The organism is Pseudomonas frederiksbergensis, assembly GCF_900105495.1.
GTDB lineage: Bacteria > Pseudomonadota > Gammaproteobacteria > Pseudomonadales > Pseudomonadaceae > Aquipseudomonas > Aquipseudomonas frederiksbergensis.
Genome location: NZ_FNTF01000002.1, coordinates 5400459 through 5420510 on the forward strand (window position 1 = coordinate 5400459; position 20052 = coordinate 5420510).

Annotated in this window: 11 protein-coding genes, 2 tRNA genes and 3 rRNA genes; 2 read left to right on the forward strand and 14 right to left on the reverse strand. The window is 58.3% G+C overall.

Annotated elements, in window-relative coordinates; translation table 11 throughout:
• Positions 1-6: 6 nt before the first annotated feature.
• The 3 genes from qhpC to peaA form a co-directional block, all read right to left on the reverse strand.
• A complete protein-coding gene (gene qhpC, locus BLW70_RS25345) occupies positions 7-330 on the reverse strand; it encodes a quinohemoprotein amine dehydrogenase subunit gamma (RefSeq protein WP_008145336.1) in 324 nt (107 codons plus the stop codon).
• Position 331: 1 nt separating this feature from the next.
• On the reverse strand, positions 332-1762 hold the full coding sequence (gene peaB, locus BLW70_RS25350) for a quinohemoprotein amine dehydrogenase maturation protein (RefSeq protein ID WP_074878664.1): 1431 nt from the start codon (positions 1760-1762) through the stop codon (positions 332-334).
• 81 nt (positions 1763-1843) lie between these two features.
• Entirely contained in the window at positions 1844-3424 is a 1581-nt protein-coding gene (peaA, locus tag BLW70_RS25355) for a quinohemoprotein amine dehydrogenase subunit alpha (RefSeq protein WP_074878666.1), read from the reverse strand.
• Positions 3425-3768: 344 nt separating this feature from the next.
• Here peaA and BLW70_RS25360 point away from each other — a divergent pair, with 344 nt between their 5' ends.
• Positions 3769-4125: a hypothetical protein gene (locus BLW70_RS25360; RefSeq protein ID WP_074878668.1), complete on the forward strand. Its 357-nt coding sequence runs from the start codon at positions 3769-3771 to the stop codon at positions 4123-4125.
• Positions 4126-4175: 50 nt separating this feature from the next.
• Here BLW70_RS25360 and BLW70_RS25365 read toward each other — a convergent pair whose 3' ends face one another.
• Positions 4176-4430, reverse strand: a complete 255-nt coding sequence (locus BLW70_RS25365; protein WP_074878670.1) for a DUF1652 domain-containing protein — start codon at positions 4428-4430, stop codon at positions 4176-4178.
• 273 nt (positions 4431-4703) lie between these two features.
• Here BLW70_RS25365 and BLW70_RS25370 point away from each other — a divergent pair, with 273 nt between their 5' ends.
• A complete protein-coding gene (locus BLW70_RS25370; RefSeq protein WP_074878672.1) occupies positions 4704-6194 on the forward strand; it encodes an aldehyde dehydrogenase family protein in 1491 nt (496 codons plus the stop codon).
• Between the two features lie 126 nt (positions 6195-6320).
• On the opposite strand, the gene qhpG is transcribed toward BLW70_RS25370, so the two are convergent.
• The 10 genes from qhpG to BLW70_RS25420 form a co-directional block, all read right to left on the reverse strand.
• Positions 6321-7610, reverse strand: coding sequence for a flavin-dependent monooxygenase QhpG (gene qhpG / locus BLW70_RS25375; RefSeq protein WP_074878674.1), 1290 nt, complete (start codon positions 7608-7610; stop codon positions 6321-6323).
• On the reverse strand, positions 7607-8284 hold the full coding sequence (qhpE, locus tag BLW70_RS25380) for a subtilisin-like serine protease QhpE (protein WP_074878676.1): 678 nt from the start codon (positions 8282-8284) through the stop codon (positions 7607-7609). Before qhpE ends, qhpG begins: the two co-directional genes overlap by 4 nt.
• Positions 8274-9992, reverse strand: a complete 1719-nt coding sequence (locus BLW70_RS25385; protein ID WP_074878678.1) for an ABC transporter ATP-binding protein — start codon at positions 9990-9992, stop codon at positions 8274-8276. The genes qhpE and BLW70_RS25385 overlap by 11 nt, the downstream gene beginning before the upstream one ends.
• A complete protein-coding gene (locus tag BLW70_RS25390) occupies positions 9992-11896 on the reverse strand; it encodes a sigma-54-dependent Fis family transcriptional regulator (protein WP_074878680.1) in 1905 nt (634 codons plus the stop codon). The genes BLW70_RS25385 and BLW70_RS25390 overlap by 1 nt, the downstream gene beginning before the upstream one ends.
• A gap of 265 nt (positions 11897-12161) precedes the next feature.
• The gene (gene mrdA, locus BLW70_RS25395; protein ID WP_074878683.1) at positions 12162-14054 is read right to left on the reverse strand and encodes a penicillin-binding protein 2; all 1893 of its coding nucleotides are present in this window, start codon (positions 14052-14054) and stop codon (positions 12162-12164) included.
• A gap of 209 nt (positions 14055-14263) precedes the next feature.
• A 5S ribosomal RNA gene (rrf, locus tag BLW70_RS25400) occupies positions 14264-14379 on the reverse strand.
• Between the two features lie 172 nt (positions 14380-14551).
• Positions 14552-17443 (reverse strand): 23S ribosomal RNA (locus tag BLW70_RS25405).
• Between the two features lie 248 nt (positions 17444-17691).
• Positions 17692-17767, reverse strand: a tRNA-Ala gene (locus BLW70_RS25410).
• A 30-nt stretch (positions 17768-17797) separates the two neighbouring features.
• Positions 17798-17874 (reverse strand) — tRNA-Ile (locus BLW70_RS25415).
• Between the two features lie 82 nt (positions 17875-17956).
• A 16S ribosomal RNA gene (locus BLW70_RS25420) occupies positions 17957-19495 on the reverse strand.
• Together the 16S, 23S and 5S rRNA genes with 2 tRNA genes alongside form the textbook arrangement of a ribosomal RNA operon.
• Positions 19496-20052 lie beyond the last annotated feature (557 nt).

Below are 20052 nucleotides of genomic sequence, written 5' to 3' on the forward strand. Positions count from 1 at the left end.
GTCCGATTATTTGTCTTTGGGAAAGACAGTCCCGAGGTTGCGCCAGTTCTCATTGGACGCCTGGGCATCCTTGTTCCAGTCCGGGTAGGTGCTCATCATGTCGGGCACCTGGGCCGGCCACCAGCAAGGGTCGGAGCAGCCATAGAGGTCGGCTTCCATCGGCTGGCACAGCGACGACACACCGCCAAAGGCGTCGATTTCCCAACCCGGGTCGGTGGTCGAGGCGCAGCCGGCGACGGAACTCATCGCCACCACTTCTTCGATACGGTTCTCGGCCGCGGCCTCATCCAGTTTCAGCGCTTTGTTATTGATTGCCTTGAGATGTTTCATATCAGTGAGCCTTGCGCGGAGTGATGTAGCTGCTGATAAACGCAGGGTTGTGGGCCATGATCCGGGTGTAGACCTCGATGCCGAAGTCGACCCAGTCACGCATCAGTTCGCAGTAGTGATAGGTCGGGTGGGTCGGGTCGCCGTAACGTGCGTAGCTCTCGTGGTAGCAGCCGCCGGAGCAGAGGTTGCGGATCTGGCAGTCCTCGCAACCGGTGTTGGTGCGGTCCAGGCGCTGGGACAGGAAGTCGTTCAATTCCACCTGTTTCACCCCGCTATGGACATTGCCAAAAGTAGGCAAGGAAGAGCCGGTAAAGCGGTGGCACAGGTTCAATTCACCTTTGTGATCCACCGCCAGCATCTTCAGGCCCGCGCCGCACGGCAGGGCTTTTTTGTGGCCTTCGTGGATGTCGGTGATCAACTGGTGCAGGTTGGAGAAACCGATATTGCGATGCTCCAGCGCCGCTTCCAGATAACGCCGGCCGAGCTTCTTCATGTTGGCGAAGACTTCGATCAGTTCGTCGCTGGACAGGTTGAAAGTGCTGATGTCACCGGAAGTCACCGGGGCAAAGCCGACTTCGGCAAAACCCAGTTCGTTGAACAGGTGATCCCAGATGGTTTCAACGTCGGTGACGCCAGTGGTGAGCGTTACTCGAGCACCGACCGGACGACTGTTGTAGCGCGACAGCAGCATTTCAGCCTTGCGCCGCACCACGTCGTACGTGCCCTGCCCGCCCACCGTGATGCGGTTGCGGTCGTGCACGGTTTTCGGTCCGTCGATACTGACTGACAGGCCGAAACGGTGGGCGTTGAGGTAGTCGACGGTCTCTTCCGTGAGCAGCGTCGCGTTGGTGGTCATGACGAACTCGACGAACTTGCCGGCCTCGCGGAAACGCTTCTCGCAATAGTCGACCATGTACTCGATCAGCTTGCGATTGCTCAGCGGCTCCCCGCCGAAAAACACCACAGTGAAACGCTCTTCGTCCGGCGATTCACGCAACAGCATTTCCACCGAGGCGACCGCGGTTTCGACGTCCATTTTCTTGCCGGCCGACGGCTTGTCCAGGTCTTCCTTGTAGCAGTAGGTGCAGCTCAGGTTGCAGCCGGTATTGACGTTGAGCACCACGGTATTGATCGCCGTGCGCTCGACCCGTTTGGTGCCAATGTCCGGGGTCAGCGGCGAGCCGTCGCTAACCAGTTCCAGGGCCATCAGCTCGCGCAGGGTCTCGGTGATTTCCTCGCCGTTGAAGCGCGCGGCCAGGCGCTGGATCAGCTCGTCCGACGAACAGCCGGGACCGCGTAAGGTATCGATGATGGTGCCGGTCAGCTCATCGCTGGCGAACAGCGAACTGCTGGGAATGTGAAACAGCATGCGGTCGGCATCGACGTGCACTTCGTGCAGATTCCGCTCGACCAGATTCAAAATAGCGCCCATTGCAACCTCCTGTGCAAACCCCGTTCTACGGGGCTCGCGGTCATTCCAAAAAAGTGTCTGAAACCCTGCAAATCAGCCAACTCATGGAATGGGTGGATTGTTCCAGCGTTGCACGGTGACGATCATGTGGCCTTCGCCGGTCAGGGATTTCCCTGCATCGTCGACGGCGGCGATCACCTTGAGATTGCCGGCATTGTTGGTGGACATTTTGCGCTGCGGGTTTGGCCCTGCATCGCCCGGTGTGAACACACCGCTGTCAGCCTGCATGGTGCCGGCGAACTTGACGTCCTCGTCTTCCTTGGCGCGGTCGTCGAACGCTTCGACCGACCACTGCGCCGGGAACACGCCGATGCGATACGGCTTGCCGTCGGCGCCCTTACCCCAGGCTTCGGCATCGAAACGGCCCTGGACTTTCGGCGTCGAACCGCCGCCGTCGCCGATCCGCGCCACCGAGAATTCGGGCACGACTTTGACTTCGGCGATCTTGCTGTAGACCGACAGGGTCGGACCTTTCAGCGTGCCGACGGTGACGTTGCGCAGACCCGGTTGAGCATTGGCCGCAGCCTTGAGCTTGACGCGCAGGCGCTCTGGACTTTGCTCCAGTACTTCGACCACTTCCACGCCTTTGCCGAAGTCCGGTTTGCCGGAAAGACCGCTGCCGATCAGAGTGACTTCAGTTTCAGCGCCAGCCTTCAGGTAACCCGGCTGCACCGCCAGCAAACGGCTGCTGCCCTGCTTGGCGGCGACGAAGTCCAGGCCACGCTCATCGTGCTCGGCCTCGAACATCCGGCCCTGCATCGCGTTGCCCTGGGCGGCGAACACCTGGCGCATGGTCACGCCGTCGATGGTCACATTGCCGCGCCATTCGTAGCCGGTGTAGAGAATCGCGCTGCCATCGCCGTTGAACGGACTGCCATCGGCGTATTGGCCTTTGACGCTGACTTTGAATGTGTCGCTGCCATCGGCCGTGACGCTCATCACGCCGGCCAGTTCACCCTTGCCCGGCAAGTGGCCGCTGAAGCTCCAGTCGCCCACCAGCGCCTCGGCTTTCGGCGCGCTGCTCTGCCACTTTTTCCAGGCTGGATTGTCCAGCGGATACCGCTTGGCCAGCAGCGGCACCATGTCTTTGCGAGCCAGGTCGAACCAGTCGCGGTCGCGAGACAGTGCCTGGTATTCCAGGGACGGCCATTGGCCGAGGTGGAAGTTCACCAGACGCTCCCATTCCTGAGCCGGACGCCGTTGCAGGGCAACCCGCGCACCGGAGTGGCAGCGGCCGCACATCTGGCTGGTCTGGTCGTCGAATTTCTCGACGGTATTGAGTCGACGTTCCAGCGCATAACGCACGCCATCGGTTTCGCTTGGGGCCAGGCCCTGGGTGTCGGCCAGGTATTTGACCAGGGTGCGGCGGTCGTCATCGCTGATCTGCAAACCGTGCATGATCTGCATCCGGGCGATGCTCATCAGCCAGCCTTCCGGGGTTTTGCGCTGGTGACTGATTCGGCTCAGGGCGTTATCGGCTTCGGGGGTATGACAGCCCTGACAGGTTTCCTTGAGGATGGTCTGGGCGTCGCGGGCTGCCAGGCTATAAGGCGAATGCAGCGCCGCACAGGCGGCCACGGCCAGCAGACTGGCACTCAGGCCTGATCGGAGTTTTCTCTTCATCAACGTCGAACCTCGCACGGTGCTTTCTTATTGTTGTGGCTTATCGTTTTTATGGTTTCTGCCGTCGGCGGCGCACCGCTGACGGAGGCAAGAGAAACGTCTGCAATGAGCAATACACGGAGCGTGCCAGCTTGATGATTAGCTTTTAAATCAACTAGTTACGATAAAACAACGACATTGCGACAACGCTGGACGTGACTACCTGCGTCTAATATCGCGACACGTGTTGCAGTCTGAGACAAGCATAGATGGCCCGATCGGAACAGCTCATCGGTCGACGATTGACGTTGCTCCCCTGCAAGCGCGAAATGGTCGTTCACCGATTGCCACCAGGGGATAAGAAAATGGCAAGCATCACTGTCCTGGCGGGGGACTTTCTGCAAGGTGATGGAGAGTACAGAGACGGCGTTTTCACCCTCAGAACGTCGCTTCATCCATGGCCGGGCATTACCCTCCCGCTCTCATCGTTCAAGCGAGTGGAAGTGGCCAATGAGGATTCGATCAACAACATCAAGGATGCCATCGGCTTTGGCGTGGCCGGGGCCATGCTGTTGGGGCCCATCGGCGCAATTGCCGGGTTCATGCTGGCCGGCAAGGAAACCGAGGTGACCTTTCTGGCGACACTCAAGGACGGCAGAAAACTACTGGCTGCCGTGGATGGCGACACGTTCGAAGAAATTTCCCGTAAGTTTGCAGCTTGATCAATCGGCGCGGGCCGCACCGTCTTACAACGGTGCGGCGTGACGCCGGTTCAAGTATTAAAGGTGGGGTGAATGCCTTTGTGCACGTCGATCTCGTGCCGCATGTCTGCTACCAGCGACGCGATTGCATGAGGACTGTCCAGCGTCCACAGCGGAACATGGGTGGCCACCAGGTCCACTTTGCCGGTCATGCAATCACAGACCCGAATCGTCAGGGACTGGTCTGCCTCCATGTGGCAAGTACAAACGGACGGCAGAAAACTGTGTTCAATGATGTTTTGAATTTCCAGTGTTGAAAGGAACATCGATACCTCCCTCACGCCAGATGTATTGCCGGATGAACGGTCCGTCACTTCACCCACCGATCCAGAAAATCTTAATCCTCAATAATCGACACCTCAAGGTCGCCACCCGGTTGCTCGTCGTCTCATAGCTGTCGCAATTTGCAACAACCTCACAGCGCCCACGATATCCTTTGAGCCCCCAAACCCCGTCAACCAAGGGCAGTCCTGCCTTTGCGGGCACTTGGCACAGCCATTGCGAAAGCCCTGTTCTCACGAACAACAAGAGGCCTCGCCATGTCACTCCCTTATCTGCTTCCCGCTACTTCGGCGTTCATCCAGCGTGCACCGCGCATGCTTATCGGCGGCGACTGGGTCGAGGCCGCCGATGGCCAGACCATGCCCCTGCACAACCCGGCCACCGGTGAAGTGCTGTGCGTCGTGCCGCGGGCCACGCCCGAAGATGTCGACCGCGCCGTGCTCGCCGCCCGTCAGGCCTTCGATGATTCGGCCTGGACCCGCACCCGACCTCGGGAGCGGCAGAACCTGCTGTGGAAACTCGCCGACCTGATGGAGCGCGACGCCGAACTGCTGGCGCAACTGGAATGCCTGAACAACGGCAAAAGTGCGGCGGTGGCCCAGGTGATGGACGTACAACTGTCCATCGACTTCCTGCGCTACATGGCCGGTTGGGCGACCAAGATCGAAGGCTCCAGCGTTGAAGTATCGTTGCCGTTGATGCCCAACGATCAATTCCACAGTTTCATTCGCCGCGAAGCGGTGGGCGTGGTCGGCGCCATCGTTGCCTGGAACTTCCCGCTGCTGCTGGCCTGCTGGAAACTCGGCCCGGCCCTGGCCACCGGTTGCACCGTGGTGCTCAAACCCGCCGACGAAACCCCGCTGACTGCACTGAAACTTGCCGAACTGGTGCTGGAAGCCGGTTACCCCGAAGGCGTGTTCAACGTGGTCACCGGCACCGGCATCACGGCGGGTTCCGCCCTGACCCATAACCCGCTGGTGGACAAACTGACCTTCACCGGCTCCACCGCCGTGGGCAAGCAGATCGGCAAGATCGCCATGGAGTCCATGACCCGGGTGACTCTCGAACTGGGCGGTAAATCGCCAACCATCGTCATGGCCGACGCCGACCTGAAGTCCGCCGCAGCCGGTGCCGCCAGCGCGATTTTCTTCAATCAGGGCCAGGTGTGCTGCGCCGGCTCCAGGTTGTATGTGCAGCGCAAGCATTTTGACAATGTGGTGGCAGACATCGCCGACATCGCCAACGCCATGAAACTCGGCAATGGCCTGGACCCAACCGTGGAAATGGGACCGCTGATCTCGGCGCGTCAGCAGGAGCGGGTTTACGGTTACATCGAAAAAGGCCGGGAAAGCGGCGCGACGATCGCCTGTGGTGGCGAACAGTTCGGGCCAGGCTTTTTCGTCAAACCGACGGTGATTGTGGATGTTGATCAGAAACACTCGCTGGTGCAGGAGGAAATCTTCGGGCCGGTGCTGGTGGCGATTCCATTCGATGACGAGGCCGATGCATTGCGCATGGCCAATGACAGCCCTTATGGGCTTGGGGCGAGTATCTGGTCGAACGATCTGGCGGCGGTGCACCGGATGATTCCGCGGATCAAGTCCGGTTCGGTGTGGGTCAACTGCCACAGCGCATTGGACCCGGCGCTGCCGTTTGGTGGTTACAAGATGTCCGGGGTTGGGCGCGAGATGGGGTACGCGGCGATTGAGCATTACACCGAGTTGAAGTCGGTGTTGATCAAGTTGTGACACGTTGATCGTTCCCACGCTCTGCGTGGGAATGCCGCCAGGGACGCTCCGCGTTCCGCTTTGGGATGTGACGCAGAGCGTCACTCGATGCATTCCCACGCAGAGCGTGGGAACGATCAGTCTGTGTCAGGGTTTGAAGCCTTGCGACAGTAACCAACTGCGGACCACCCTTCCCTGCTCCACCGTCAACCCCGCCAATACCTGATCAGCAGATTCAGTGCCCAACCGCCGCACCAACGGCGCCAATTCAACCCCTTGCACATGCCAGATCCCCAGCGGCTGATCCGCCGTGATCACCACCTCGGCCTCATCCACATATCCATCGCGCAGCACCGGTGCACGCTCGATTCTCAACGAGGAAAAATCCGCCTCGGCATGCGCCACCTCAGCATCCGGCCACTGCCGCCGCGCCTGCCAGAACGGCTGATCCAGCCACCGCTGCTCATCGGCATAAAAATCCCGCCCGATCCGCGCAAAACGCAAAAACAGCTGCTCCACCCGCTGCCGATGAAAGCGCTGGGCCAGCGCCGCTCGCTCGGGTTTGCGCAACAACGTGTTGATCACCGTTGGCGCCTGTAACGCCGAGGACAAGGACTGAAAAATCCCGTTGCCTGACAGCGGATCCACCGCCATCGCCGCATCCCCTACCCGAATCCAGTGCTCGCCACACACCTGCGGGCACAGAATCGCGGTGCTGCTGCGGGCATGCAGCTGTAGATCGTGTTCAGGCTCGACACCAAAAAACGCCCGCGCCAACGCCGAACCTTGGCGCCGTTGACGACAGTAGTCGAGCAATTGCGCTTTGCCCGGCAACTCAGCACTGGCCACGTCCACCGTCCATTGCCAGTAACACTCACCGTCGGCTCGCCGGGCCATCCAGGCCCAGCCGTCCTCAAGGCTTTCCACCGCGCTGGCGGTGCTGCCCGGCGCACCTTGCCAGCGATTGAGCAGGCTGACCGTCTCCGGCCCGCGCAGGCCTTTGCCGAGCGCAGGAGCCTGACGCCCGCGCGCCTCGACCAGAAAATCCGCCAGCAGCGCCTCGCGCCCTTCGACCTCGACCCGATGCCCCGAAGCCGATGACTGCACCGTCAGCACTCGGCCTTCGATCAGCTCAACGCCCGCCAGGCGCAGATCCTCGCGCAAGCCTCGATCAAAGCTCGGGCGATCCAGTAAAAATTCGATGTTTTGCGCATGCTGCTGACCGTTCCATGACACCTGCCGCTGAGACGGCAGCGCCGCATCCGCCAAAGCTTGATGAAGCCCCGCGCCACGCAAGGCTTCCAGCACCCGAAGGGAAATGCCTTCCAGCGCCGCAAATCGCCGCCATTCGCTGACCAGCGTCACGGGATAACCGAGCCGACGCAAACCCAAGGCAACCGCCGCTCCCGCGGGCCCTGCGCCAAGGATCAGAATCATGCGCCGAAGCGCCGTTCAGGGCCGCGATAACGGGCGTTTTCTCGCAGCCACTCAATGACCTGTTCGTTGCTCGCCTCGGGATGTTCAACCAGGAAACCCGCAATGTGCCCGCTCAACGCCGCGCAGCCGAGGCTGGCGCCGGACTGCCCCGGATAGGTGCCATGCACACACGCGGCAAAATCCGCTTGAGCGCTGTTGAGCCACGACCATTCCTGTTCGGCGCAACGGGCATCGCCGGTCACCCGCAGCACCTGTGGATAATTCGCCGGAAATACTCCTTCGCCCTGCGCCGGGCTGGACGCACACAGCAGGATGCCCCGCACCACCGCTGCCGCGCAGGCTTCACGCAACAGGCTGCGATCCTGCCGCAGACCGAGGCTCAAATTGATCAGCCGAACGTCCTGCGCCACCAGCCAGTCAATCGCCGTGGCAATCTGCAACGCGCTGGTGACCCCGCGCTGGTCGAACACCTGAGCCACACAAAATACCGCCGCAGGCGCCCGTCGACCGATGGCCTCGATCACCGCGCTGCCGTGGCCCAGCGGATCGTCGCGCAAATCGCTTTCGGCCATTCCATCGGCCAGCAACGAAAAGCGCCGCCCGGCGACCACTTGCACCCGCTGCGCCGCCGAGTGCCCGCTATCCACCACACCAATCCGCAGCTCAGGTTTCATGCAGCACCGTTTTTGAAGTGAGTACGCCGTCGAGCAATTCAAAGCGCAAATCGGCATCGGCCAAGGTTGAAGGACGATGGCTGATGAGGATCCGCGTGCGCCCGGCAAACAGTCGGTCGATGGCTTCGATGACTTCGCGCTCGGTGGCTTCATCCACCGCCGAGGTCGCTTCGTCCAGCACCAGAATCAATGGGTCCTGCAACAGCGCCCGGGCGATGGCGATGCGCTGTTTCTGCCCACCCGACAACTGCTGACCGCGTTCGCCCAACGGACTGTCGAGGCCTTCGGGCAAAGACTCGATCAGGCTGTCGAGTTGCGCCAGCCGCGCCACTTCGGCAATCGCTTCACGGTTGGCGTCCGGCACCGCGTAGGCGAGGTTGTCGGCGAGGCTGCCGCGAAACAGCACGATGTCCTGACTGACCACGGCAATCCGCCGACGCAACTGGAACAGGTCAAGTTCGCGCAGATCGACTTCTCCCAGCAACACCCGGCCGGACTGCGGATCGTGGTGCCGTTGCAGCAGGTCGATCAGGGTCGATTTGCCGACCCCGGAGCCGCCGCTCAGGGCGACTTTCAAACCGTAGGGAATTCGTGCTTCGATGCCGCGCAGGGTCGTCGGGCGACCGGAATGGCTGAAGTGCACGTTGTCGAAACGCAGCTCGCCGGAAGTCGGCATCGGCTGCGGCGTGACCGGGGTGAGTACGGTGGGTTCTTCACCGCGCAACTCCATCACGCGCCCGAGGCTGACGGTCATTCGCTGGACCGCGACATAGAGCCCCAGCAAACTCTGCACCGGTCCGACCGCCATGCCCAGATAGGTGGAAAACGCGATCAACGCGCCCAGTTGCCAAGTCCCCTGCACCACCCAATACCCGCCGATCAGGAACGCGCAGGCACGGGACAGGGACGTCAGCGTGCCGGGCACCGCCTGGGTGAAAAACTCGGTGACTTGCAGGCGCAGCAACTGGCTCATGTAGCCTTGGCCCAGGGTTTCCAGGCGCCGCGATTCACGCTGTTGCTGGCCGGCGGACTGGATGAATTTCATCACCGGCAATGTCTCGACCATGAACGAAGACATGTCCGCCGAACGCTCGCGCAATTGCCGCACATCGCGCTCGACCTTGCGCCGCATCCAGCGCAACCAGAGTACGTCGAGGGGAATCAGCACCAGTGCCAGCAACGAGAGTTTCCACGACAGGGTCAGCAGCATCGCCACGGCGCAGACCAGGCCGATCACGCTCGACACTGCCGAGAACAGCGAGTCCACGGCAAAGCGCTGGATCTCCGCAACATCGCCATCGAGGCGCGACATCAGGTCACCGATTCGGCGCTGTCCGTAGAAACTCGGCGAGAGGGTTTGCAGATGTCGATAGAGGTCATCGCGCAGGGCAAACAGAATCCGCCCGGACAGCCGCGTGTGCAGGTAACGGTTGATCCCCGACAGCAGCGTTCCCAGCAGCCCGGCCACGATCATCAGCCCGGCGATCAGCACCAGCATCGGGAAGTTGCGTGCGAGCAAACCATCGTCGATCAGCAGTTTGGTCAGCCAAGGCTGGACCAGCACCAGTAACGAGGCGCAGACCGACAGCCCGAGCAGCCCGGCAATCGCCAGACGATGGGGCCGTACGAAGCTGTACAGCCAGCGCAACGCCGCTTGCAGGGCTTCAGGGTCCTGGCTGTCGATCAGCCGAACGATCAAGCGCTGCATCACGAGCGCAACTGTTTGAGCTTGCGATACAAGGTCGCGCGGCTGATGCCCAAGGCGTCGGCGGCGGCCGAGACGTTGCCCTGGTGAGTATCCAGGGACTGACGAATCAGCTCCAGTTCATTTTCGCGAATGCTGCCGGCCTGAGGACGTTCGCTGGCGCTCAACTCGTCGAGCATGCTGTCGGGCAAGTGGTCGAGAGTAAGTGCGGTGTCCCCCGGCTCGCGCATGGCCAGCGCGGTGCGCAAGACCATTTCCAGTTGGCGGATGTTGCCCGGCCAGTGATAGCCGCCGAGCAAGCGGTTCAAATCGTCATGCAGAACCATCGTCGGCGCACCCAGTCTGGCCAGCAGGCGCGTGACCAGAGCGCTGAAATCCTCACGTTCGCGCAAGGCCGGGAGCATCACGCTAATGCCGTTGACTCGATAAAACAGGTCTTCACGAAAGTGTTTTTCCTCGACCAGTCGCTTGAGGTCGCGGTGGGTGGCGCAGATCAGTGCAATGTCGATGTCTTGCTCTTCACCGGCACCCAGCGGTGCCACTTTGCGGTCCTGCAACACCCGCAACAGACGGGCCTGCAAGGCCAGCGGCATGTCCCCGATTTCATCGAGAAACAAGGTGCCGCCGTGGGCCTGTTGCAGCCGACCGATCATCCCCCCGCGACGGGAGCCGGTGAACGCGCCTTCGCGGTAGCCGAACAGTTCCGACTCGATCAGGCCTTCGGGGATCGCCGCGCAGTTCACCGCGACAAAGGGTTTGTCGCAGCGGGTGCCGGCCATGTGCAGGGCGCGGGCGATGACTTCCTTGCCGGTGCCGGTTTCGCCCAGCAGCAACACCGGCAGCTCATTGGCCAGGCCTTGACGGGCCATGCGCAAGGCTCGGGCATAACGGACATTGCTGCCGGCCAGGAATTCGAGATCCGGTTGTGCTTTGGCGGTTTTCGCCGGGCTGCGCGGCGGCGTGCTGACGTTGATCGTACGCTGCGGCGCGCGCAGGGTTTTGTAGAAGAACTCGCCTTTGGCGGTTTGCAGACTGCCGACACCGCCCTGATGCAGACGCGACAAAAGTTGCAGGCCATCGACGCCCAGAAACTCTTCACAGCGGCGACCGACCAGCGCCGAGCGCTCGGCGTGGAGCAACTGACAGGCCTGGGCGCTGACCGCGAGAATCTGCCCGCCAAGGCTCACGGCCAACAAGCCCTGCCAAGGGGATTCGAGGTACTGCCGACGGCTGTGGAAAGCCAGGACGATCTCGTCCGGATAACTGGCGTTGAACACCCGGCTTTCGATCTGGCTGACGGCCATGGCCAGCAACGCAGTGCTGTCGTGAACGCGGCCGAGCGGACCTTCGCGGGTCAGATCGAGTACGCCGAGGATGTCGCCCTGCGGACAATGGATCGGCACCGAGGTGCAGGAGAAATCGGTCAGGCGATCGAGGTAATGTTCGCCGCAATCGATCATCGTTGGCCGGGCCTCCACCAGTGCGGTGCCCAGCGCGTTGGTGCCGCGAGCGGCTTCGCTCCAGCAGGCACCTAGGGTGATGTCTTGCAGGCCGCTGCCCTTGAGGCGATCGGCGCGGCCTTCGACAGCTAGAATGGTGGCGTCGGAATTGGCGAGGATGACCAGCCCTTCCTTGCCCTGACGTTCGGCCAGGTAATCGATGGCCGGCAATGCTGCATCGATCAGCAGCCGATTGCTCGCCAACAGCACGTCGAGGCTCGCGCTCGATTCCAGCGCCAGTTCGTGCTTGGCATTGAAATGCACGCCATGGCTGAGGCTACGCCGCCACGACGCATCGATTTCCGCCCGTAACACGCCATCCGGGACTTCGCCCTCGAGATGGAGTTTTTCCCGGGCCAGCCGAGCTTCATGGTGCAACGTGGGATGAGTTGTTTTTATTAGCGTCATCAAGCGCTCCGGATCGGTCCGCCCTGCGCTTTTTTAAGATCAGCGCCCTGGCGCAATCTTTACGTTAACGTCAGGGCAATGGCAAGTGCCTTATGGCGCTTGCGTTTCATCCGTGGCACCGCGTCATCGTTCATCGCGAGCAGGCTCGCTCCCACGAGTTCAGCGTCGTCCAGAAATCTGCGGTTCAACTCAGTCAAGTGTGGGCAGCACGTCCTCGGCTTCGTTATGGCTCAAGCCGCCGACACACGGAATAAATAGCGAGCGCTTACACGTGAGGGGCGCCCGGTGCTTTGCTCGGTGTGGCGTATTGCGGCTTCAGGTGGCCGTCCTGATCGAGTAGCCAGGCATCCATGATCTGCCGTACCACGGGACCTGCGACGCGGCCGCCGGCCTCGCCGTTTTCGATCATCACCGAGATGACGATCTTCGGATGTTCAGCCGGGGCAAAACCGACGAACAAAGCGTTGTCGCGGTTACGCTCCAGGGTTTTCGCACGGTTGTAGCGCTCGCCTTGCTTGATCGCCACCACTTGCGCGGTACCACTCTTGCCGGCGATGCGGTACTGAGCGCCCTGCGCTGCCGCGCGCGCAATCCCGCGAGCGTCGTGCATCACCATTTGCATGCCGTGGTTAACCTGCTCCCAGTCACGCGGGTCTTTCAACAGGATGTTTGGCATTGGATGGTCATCCACTGGCGCAACACCGTCCACGGTTTTGGCCAGGTGCGGGCGATTCCAGACACCTTTGTTGGCGATCAGTGCCGTGGCCTGGGCGAGCTGCAATGGGGTGACCTGCATGTAACCCTGGCCGATGCCAAGGATCACAGTCTCACCCGGGAACCACGCCTGACGGCGCGTGGCACGCTTCCAGGCTTGCGATGGCATCAGGCCGGCAGACTCTTCGAACATGTCCAGCGATACTTTCTCGCCGAGGCCGAACATGGCCATGTAGTCATGCAGTCGGTCGATGCCCAGCTTGTGGGCCAGGTCGTAGAAGTAAGTGTCGTTGGAGCGCATGATCGCCGCGTCCATGTCCACCCAGCCATCGCCGCTGTGGTTCCAGTTGCGGTATTTGTGATCGAAGTCCGGGAGTTGGTAGTAACCAGGGTCGAAGACGCGGGTCTGCGGGGTAACGACGCCGGCGTCGAGGCCGGCAATGGCCACTTCCGGCTTGATGGTCGAGCCCGGTGCGTAGAGGCCGCGCAGCACGCGGTTGAACAGCGGCCGGTCAATGGAATCGTGCAGCGCTGCGTATTCCTTGAAGCTGATTCCGGTGACGAACAGGTTCGGGTCGAAACTCGGCTTGCTGACCATCGCGAGTACTTCGCCGGTCGACGGGTCGAGAGCGACCACCGAACCGCGACGATCACCCAAGGCTTCCTCGGCGGCTTCCTGAAGTTTGACGTCGAGGCTCAGTACGATGTTTTTGCCTGGGATCGGATCGGTGTGCTTGAGCACTCGCAGGACCCGGCCTTGAGCGTTGGTCTCGACCTCTTCGTAACCCACTTGGCCGTGCAACTGCGACTCGTAGAATTTTTCGATGCCGGTCTTGCCGATTGATTGAGTGCCACGGTATTCCACCGTGTCCAGGGCTTTGGACTCTTTCTCGTTGATGCGGCCGACGTAGCCGATCGAATGCGCAAAGTGCGCGCCCATCGGGTAGTGGCGAACAAATTGTGGCTCTACGTCGATCCCCGGCAGACGGAATTCGTTGACCGCCAACACGGCGATCTGTTCTTCGCTGAGCTCGTAGAACAAAGTGACCGGCACGAAAGGATGCCGGGTCTGCTTCATTGCCTTGTCGAACAGTACTCGATCTTCTGTCGGCAAGTGCAGGAGGCTGACGACTTCATCCAGCTCCTCTTTAACATCGGAGGCGCGTTCGCGGGTGATGGTCAGGTTGAAGCTGGGGCGGTTGTCCGCCAGAACCACGCCATTGCGGTCATAGATCAATCCGCGTGTGGGGGTGATCGGCAGGACGTGGACACGATTGTTTTCAGAGATTGTCGAGTGGTAGTCAAACTCGACCACTTCCAGGACATACATGCGCACGACCAGCGCGCAGGTAATGGCAACAACGAACAGGGCGCACGCCATCAGTCTTTTGTTGACCAGACGCGTCTCTTTTTCGTGGTCCTTTATGGGTATCGGTTGGGGCATTTCTGCAGCAGCTCTTTGACTAAAAAGGGGGGCGCCAATCCGTATGCTTGAAATCAGTCCGTTAAAAAAACGAGCTGCACCATACCAAAAACCGGGCGGTCAATTTAGTGGGATTTCTTCTAACGGGTGCGCCTTTTTCGCTACTGCACTTTCCCGCGGACAAAACAAAACCCCTACCTGCATACGCAGATAGGGGTTTCGGAATTTGATCTTGACGATGACCTACTCTCACATGGGGAAACCCCACACTACCATCGGCGATGCATCGTTTCACTGCTGAGTTCGGGATGGGATCAGGTGGTTCCAATGCTCTATGGTCGTCAAGAAATTCGGTAGCCAGGTCGTGGGCCTTTGCAGGTTCACGCTCCAGCGAATGGGTATGTGATAGCCAGGTGTTTTGTGAGTATCTCGAACTTTCGGTTCGTTTCGTCTTCACACACCGCAATCTGGTGCCCTTTGCCTTTCAGCTCGAAGCATGCAAATTGCTTGGGTGTTATATGGTCAAGCCTCACGGGCAATTAGTATTGGTTAGCTCAACGCCTCACAGCGCTTACACACCCAACCTATCAACGTCGTAGTCTTCGACGGCCCTTCAGGGGACTCAAGGTCCCAGTGAGATCTCATCTTGAGGCTAGTTTCCCGCTTAGATGCTTTCAGCGGTTATCTATTCCGAACATAGCTACCCGGCAATGCCACTGGCGTGACAACCGGAACACCAGAGGTTCGTCCACTCCGGTCCTCTCGTACTAGGAGCAGCCCCTCTCAAATCTCAAACGTCCACGGCAGATAGGGACCGAACTGTCTCACGACGTTCTAAACCCAGCTCGCGTACCACTTTAAATGGCGAACAGCCATACCCTTGGGACCGGCTTCAGCCCCAGGATGTGATGAGCCGACATCGAGGTGCCAAACACCGCCGTCGATATGAACTCTTGGGCGGTATCAGCCTGTTATCCCCGGAGTACCTTTTATCCGTTGAGCGATGGCCCTTCCATACAGAACCACCGGATCACTAAGACCTACTTTCGTACCTGCTCGACGTGTCTGTCTCGCAGTCAAGCGCGCTTTTGCCTTTATACTCTACGACCGATTTCCGACCGGTCTGAGCGCACCTTCGTACTCCTCCGTTACTCTTTAGGAGGAGACCGCCCCAGTCAAACTACCCACCATACACTGTCCTCGATCCGGATAACGGACCTGAGTTAGAACCTCAAAGTTGCCAGGGTGGTATTTCAAGGTTGGCTCCACGCGAACTGGCGTCCACGCTTCAAAGCCTCCCACCTATCCTACACAAGCAAATTCAAAGTCCAGTGCAAAGCTATAGTAAAGGTTCACGGGGTCTTTCCGTCTAGCCGCGGATACACTGCATCTTCACAGCGATTTCAATTTCACTGAGTCTCGGGTGGAGACAGCGCCGCCATCGTTACGCCATTCGTGCAGGTCGGAACTTACCCGACAAGGAATTTCGCTACCTTAGGACCGTTATAGTTACGGCCGCCGTTTACCGGGGCTTCGATCAAGAGCTTCGCGTTAGCTAACCCCATCAATTAACCTTCCGGCACCGGGCAGGCGTCACACCCTATACGTCCACTTTCGTGTTTGCAGAGTGCTGTGTTTTTAATAAACAGTCGCAGCGGCCTGGTATCTTCGACCGGCATGGGCTTACGCAGTAAATGCTTCACCCTCACCGGCGCACCTTCTCCCGAAGTTACGGTGCCATTTTGCCTAGTTCCTTCACCCGAGTTCTCTCAAGCGCCTTGGTATTCTCTACCCAACCACCTGTGTCGGTTTGGGGTACGGTTCCTGGTTACCTGAAGCTTAGAAGCTTTTCTTGGAAGCATGGCATCAACCACTTCGTGTTCTAAAAGAACACTCGTCATCAGCTCTCGGCCTTGGAATCCCGGATTTACCTAAGATTCCAGCCTACCACCTTAAACTTGGACAACCAACGCCAAGCTGGCCTAGCCTTCTCCGTCCCTCCATCGCAATAACCAGAAGTACAGGAATATTAACCTGTTTTCCATCGACTACGCTTTTCAGCCTCGCCTTAGGGACCGACTAACCCTGCGTCGATTAACGTTGCGCAGGAAACCTTGGTCTTTCGGCGTGGGTGTTTTTCACACCCATTGTCGTTACTCATGTCAGCATTCGCACTTCTGATACCTCCAGCAAGCTTCTCAACTCACCTTCACAGGCTTACAGAACGCTCCTCTACCGCATCACCTAAGTGATACCCGTAGCTTCGGTGTATGGTTTGAGCCCCGTTACATCTTCCGCGCAGGCCGACTCGACTAGTGAGCTATTACGCTTTCTTTAAAGGGTGGCTGCTTCTAAGCCAACCTCCTAGCTGTCTAAGCCTTCCCACATCGTTTCCCACTTAACCATAACTTTGGGACCTTAGCTGACGGTCTGGGTTGTTTCCCTTTTCACGACGGACGTTAGCACCCGCCGTGTGTCTCCCATGCTCGGCACTTGTAGGTATTCGGAGTTTGCATCGGTTTGGTAAGTCGGGATGACCCCCTAGCCGAAACAGTGCTCTACCCCCTACAGTGATACATGAGGCGCTACCTAAATAGCTTTCGAGGAGAACCAGCTATCTCCGAGCTTGATTAGCCTTTCACTCCGATCCACAGGTCATCCGCTAACTTTTCAACGGTAGTCGGTTCGGTCCTCCAGTTAGTGTTACCCAACCTTCAACCTGCCCATGGATAGATCGCCCGGTTTCGGGTCTATTCCCAGCGACTAGACGCCCTATTAAGACTCGCTTTCGCTACGCCTCCCCTATTCGGTTAAGCTCGCCACTGAAAATAAGTCGCTGACCCATTATACAAAAGGTACGCAGTCACCCAACAAAGTGGGCTCCCACTGCTTGTACGCATACGGTTTCAGGATCTATTTCACTCCCCTCTCCGGGGTTCTTTTCGCCTTTCCCTCACGGTACTAGTTCACTATCGGTCAGTCAGTAGTATTTAGCCTTGGAGGATGGTCCCCCCATATTCAGACAAAGTTTCTCGTGCTCCGTCCTACTCGATTTCATGACTAAGAGATTTTCGCGTACAGGGCTATCACCCACTATGGCCGCACTTTCCAGAGCGTTCCGCTAATCTCAAAGCCACTTAAGGGCTAGTCCCCGTTCGCTCGCCACTACTAAGGGAATCTCGGTTGATTTCTTTTCCTCAGGGTACTTAGATGTTTCAGTTCCCCTGGTTCGCCTCTTAAGCCTATGTATTCAGCTTAAGATAACCATCTTATGATGGCTGGGTTCCCCCATTCAGACATCTCCGGATCAAAGTCTGTTTGCCGACTCCCCGAAGCTTTTCGCAGGCTACCACGTCTTTCATCGCCTCTGACTGCCAAGGCATCCACCGTATGCGCTTCTTCACTTGACCATATAACCCCAAGCAATCTGGTTATACTGTGAAGACGACATTCGCCGAAAATTCGATTCTTGCTCCAAAGAGCAACTCACAAATTTTACCTTAGCCTGATCCGTTACCAGTGAAAGTAACGTCCAGTCTATCTTTCTATCACATACCCAAATTTTTAAAGAACGATCTAATCAAAGACTAGAAATCAACATTCATCACCATCTTGGTGGAATGCTCATTTCTAAGCTTTCAACAAACAGAAGCAGTAGTGGTGGAGCCAAACGGGATCGAACCGTTGACCTCCTGCGTGCAAGGCAGGCGCTCTCCCAGCTGAGCTATGGCCCCGTATTTCTACAGGTGTTTCCCACACAAAATTGGTGGGTCTGGGCAGATTCGAACTGCCGACCTCACCCTTATCAGGGGTGCGCTCTAACCAACTGAGCTACAGACCCAATTTCGGGCTGCTTCTTATCGTCTTCTTCAATGAATCAAGCAATTCGTGTGGGAACTTATGGAGCAGCTGATGTCGTCGATTAAGGAGGTGATCCAGCCGCAGGTTCCCCTACGGCTACCTTGTTACGACTTCACCCCAGTCATGAATCACACCGTGGTAACCGTCCTCCCGAAGGTTAGACTAGCTACTTCTGGTGCAACCCACTCCCATGGTGTGACGGGCGGTGTGTACAAGGCCCGGGAACGTATTCACCGCGACATTCTGATTCGCGATTACTAGCGATTCCGACTTCACGCAGTCGAGTTGCAGACTGCGATCCGGACTACGATCGGTTTTCTGGGATTAGCTCCACCTCGCGGCTTGGCAACCCTCTGTACCGACCATTGTAGCACGTGTGTAGCCCAGGCCGTAAGGGCCATGATGACTTGACGTCATCCCCACCTTCCTCCGGTTTGTCACCGGCAGTCTCCTTAGAGTGCCCACCATTACGTGCTGGTAACTAAGGACAAGGGTTGCGCTCGTTACGGGACTTAACCCAACATCTCACGACACGAGCTGACGACAGCCATGCAGCACCTGTCTCAATGTTCCCGAAGGCACCAATCCATCTCTGGAAAGTTCATTGGATGTCAAGGCCTGGTAAGGTTCTTCGCGTTGCTTCGAATTAAACCACATGCTCCACCGCTTGTGCGGGCCCCCGTCAATTCATTTGAGTTTTAACCTTGCGGCCGTACTCCCCAGGCGGTCAACTTAATGCGTTAGCTGCGCCACTAAGAGCTCAAGGCTCCCAACGGCTAGTTGACATCGTTTACGGCGTGGACTACCAGGGTATCTAATCCTGTTTGCTCCCCACGCTTTCGCACCTCAGTGTCAGTATCAGTCCAGGTGGTCGCCTTCGCCACTGGTGTTCCTTCCTATATCTACGCATTTCACCGCTACACAGGAAATTCCACCACCCTCTACCATACTCTAGCTCGACAGTTTTGAATGCAGTTCCCAGGTTGAGCCCGGGGATTTCACATCCAACTTAACGAACCACCTACGCGCGCTTTACGCCCAGTAATTCCGATTAACGCTTGCACCCTCTGTATTACCGCGGCTGCTGGCACAGAGTTAGCCGGTGCTTATTCTGTCGGTAACGTCAAAACACTTACGTATTAGGTAAATGCCCTTCCTCCCAACTTAAAGTGCTTTACAATCCGAAGACCTTCTTCACACACGCGGCATGGCTGGATCAGGCTTTCGCCCATTGTCCAATATTCCCCACTGCTGCCTCCCGTAGGAGTCTGGACCGTGTCTCAGTTCCAGTGTGACTGATCATCCTCTCAGACCAGTTACGGATCGTCGCCTTGGTGAGCCATTACCTCACCAACTAGCTAATCCGACCTAGGCTCATCTGATAGCGCAAGGCCCGAAGGTCCCCTGCTTTCTCCCGTAGGACGTATGCGGTATTAGCGTCCGTTTCCGAGCGTTATCCCCCACTACCAGGCAGATTCCTAGGCATTACTCACCCGTCCGCCGCTCGCCACCAGGTACAAGTACCCGTGCTGCCGCTCGACTTGCATGTGTTAGGCCTGCCGCCAGCGTTCAATCTGAGCCATGATCAAACTCTTCAGTTCAAACATCTTTGGGTTTTTAAGAAACCCTAAACTTGGCTCAGCAATCGTTGGTTACATCTTTGATTTCTCGCGGAGTAACTTGTGATGCTGATAATCTTGTTGACTATCAGTCTGACTCCACAAGCACCCACACGAATTGCTTGATTCAGTTGTTAAAGAGCGGTTGGTTAAGATCTTTCGTCTCAACCGAGGCGCGCATTCTACAGCAGCCTCTGTTGCTGTCAAGCGGTTATTTTTCGAAGTTTTCAAAGTTTCCTTTGCAACTTCAACCACTTGCGCTTTCGATCTCTCGTTAGCGGGAGGCGAATTCTACAGCGTTACTCGCTGCTGTCAACACCTCTTTTACACCGCTTTCGACCGAGAAGATCGAACCGTCAAAAGCGCCAAACCACCTCGCTCTTTCAACTCCTTCTGGGCTTCAATGACCTGAAGCAACTCGCTGCCGAAAACCGCATAACTCATTGTTTACCAAGGAGTTTTCCGTTTCGACTGCGCCGGAAGTGGGGCGAATTATAGACTTCCAGAATCTGCCGTCAATCCTTAATTACGCTTTTCTA

Coding starts and splice junctions, on each gene's coding strand:
- BLW70_RS25390 (WP_074878680.1), bottom strand. CDS start 11,896: ATGACGCTAATAAAAACAACTCATCCCACGTTGCACCATGAAGCTCGG.
- BLW70_RS25360 (WP_074878668.1), top strand. CDS start 3,769: ATGGCAAGCATCACTGTCCTGGCGGGGGACTTTCTGCAAGGTGATGGA.
- peaB (WP_074878664.1), bottom strand. CDS start 1,762: ATGGGCGCTATTTTGAATCTGGTCGAGCGGAATCTGCACGAAGTGCAC.
- qhpG (WP_074878674.1), bottom strand. CDS start 7,610: ATGATTCTGATCCTTGGCGCAGGGCCCGCGGGAGCGGCGGTTGCCTTG.
- qhpE (WP_074878676.1), bottom strand. CDS start 8,284: ATGAAACCTGAGCTGCGGATTGGTGTGGTGGATAGCGGGCACTCGGCG.
- peaA (WP_074878666.1), bottom strand. CDS start 3,424: ATGAAGAGAAAACTCCGATCAGGCCTGAGTGCCAGTCTGCTGGCCGTG.
- BLW70_RS25365 (WP_074878670.1), bottom strand. CDS start 4,430: ATGTTCCTTTCAACACTGGAAATTCAAAACATCATTGAACACAGTTTT.
- BLW70_RS25370 (WP_074878672.1), top strand. CDS start 4,704: ATGTCACTCCCTTATCTGCTTCCCGCTACTTCGGCGTTCATCCAGCGT.
- qhpC (WP_008145336.1), bottom strand. CDS start 330: ATGAAACATCTCAAGGCAATCAATAACAAAGCGCTGAAACTGGATGAG.
- BLW70_RS25385 (WP_074878678.1), bottom strand. CDS start 9,992: ATGCAGCGCTTGATCGTTCGGCTGATCGACAGCCAGGACCCTGAAGCC.
- mrdA (WP_074878683.1), bottom strand. CDS start 14,054: ATGCCCCAACCGATACCCATAAAGGACCACGAAAAAGAGACGCGTCTG.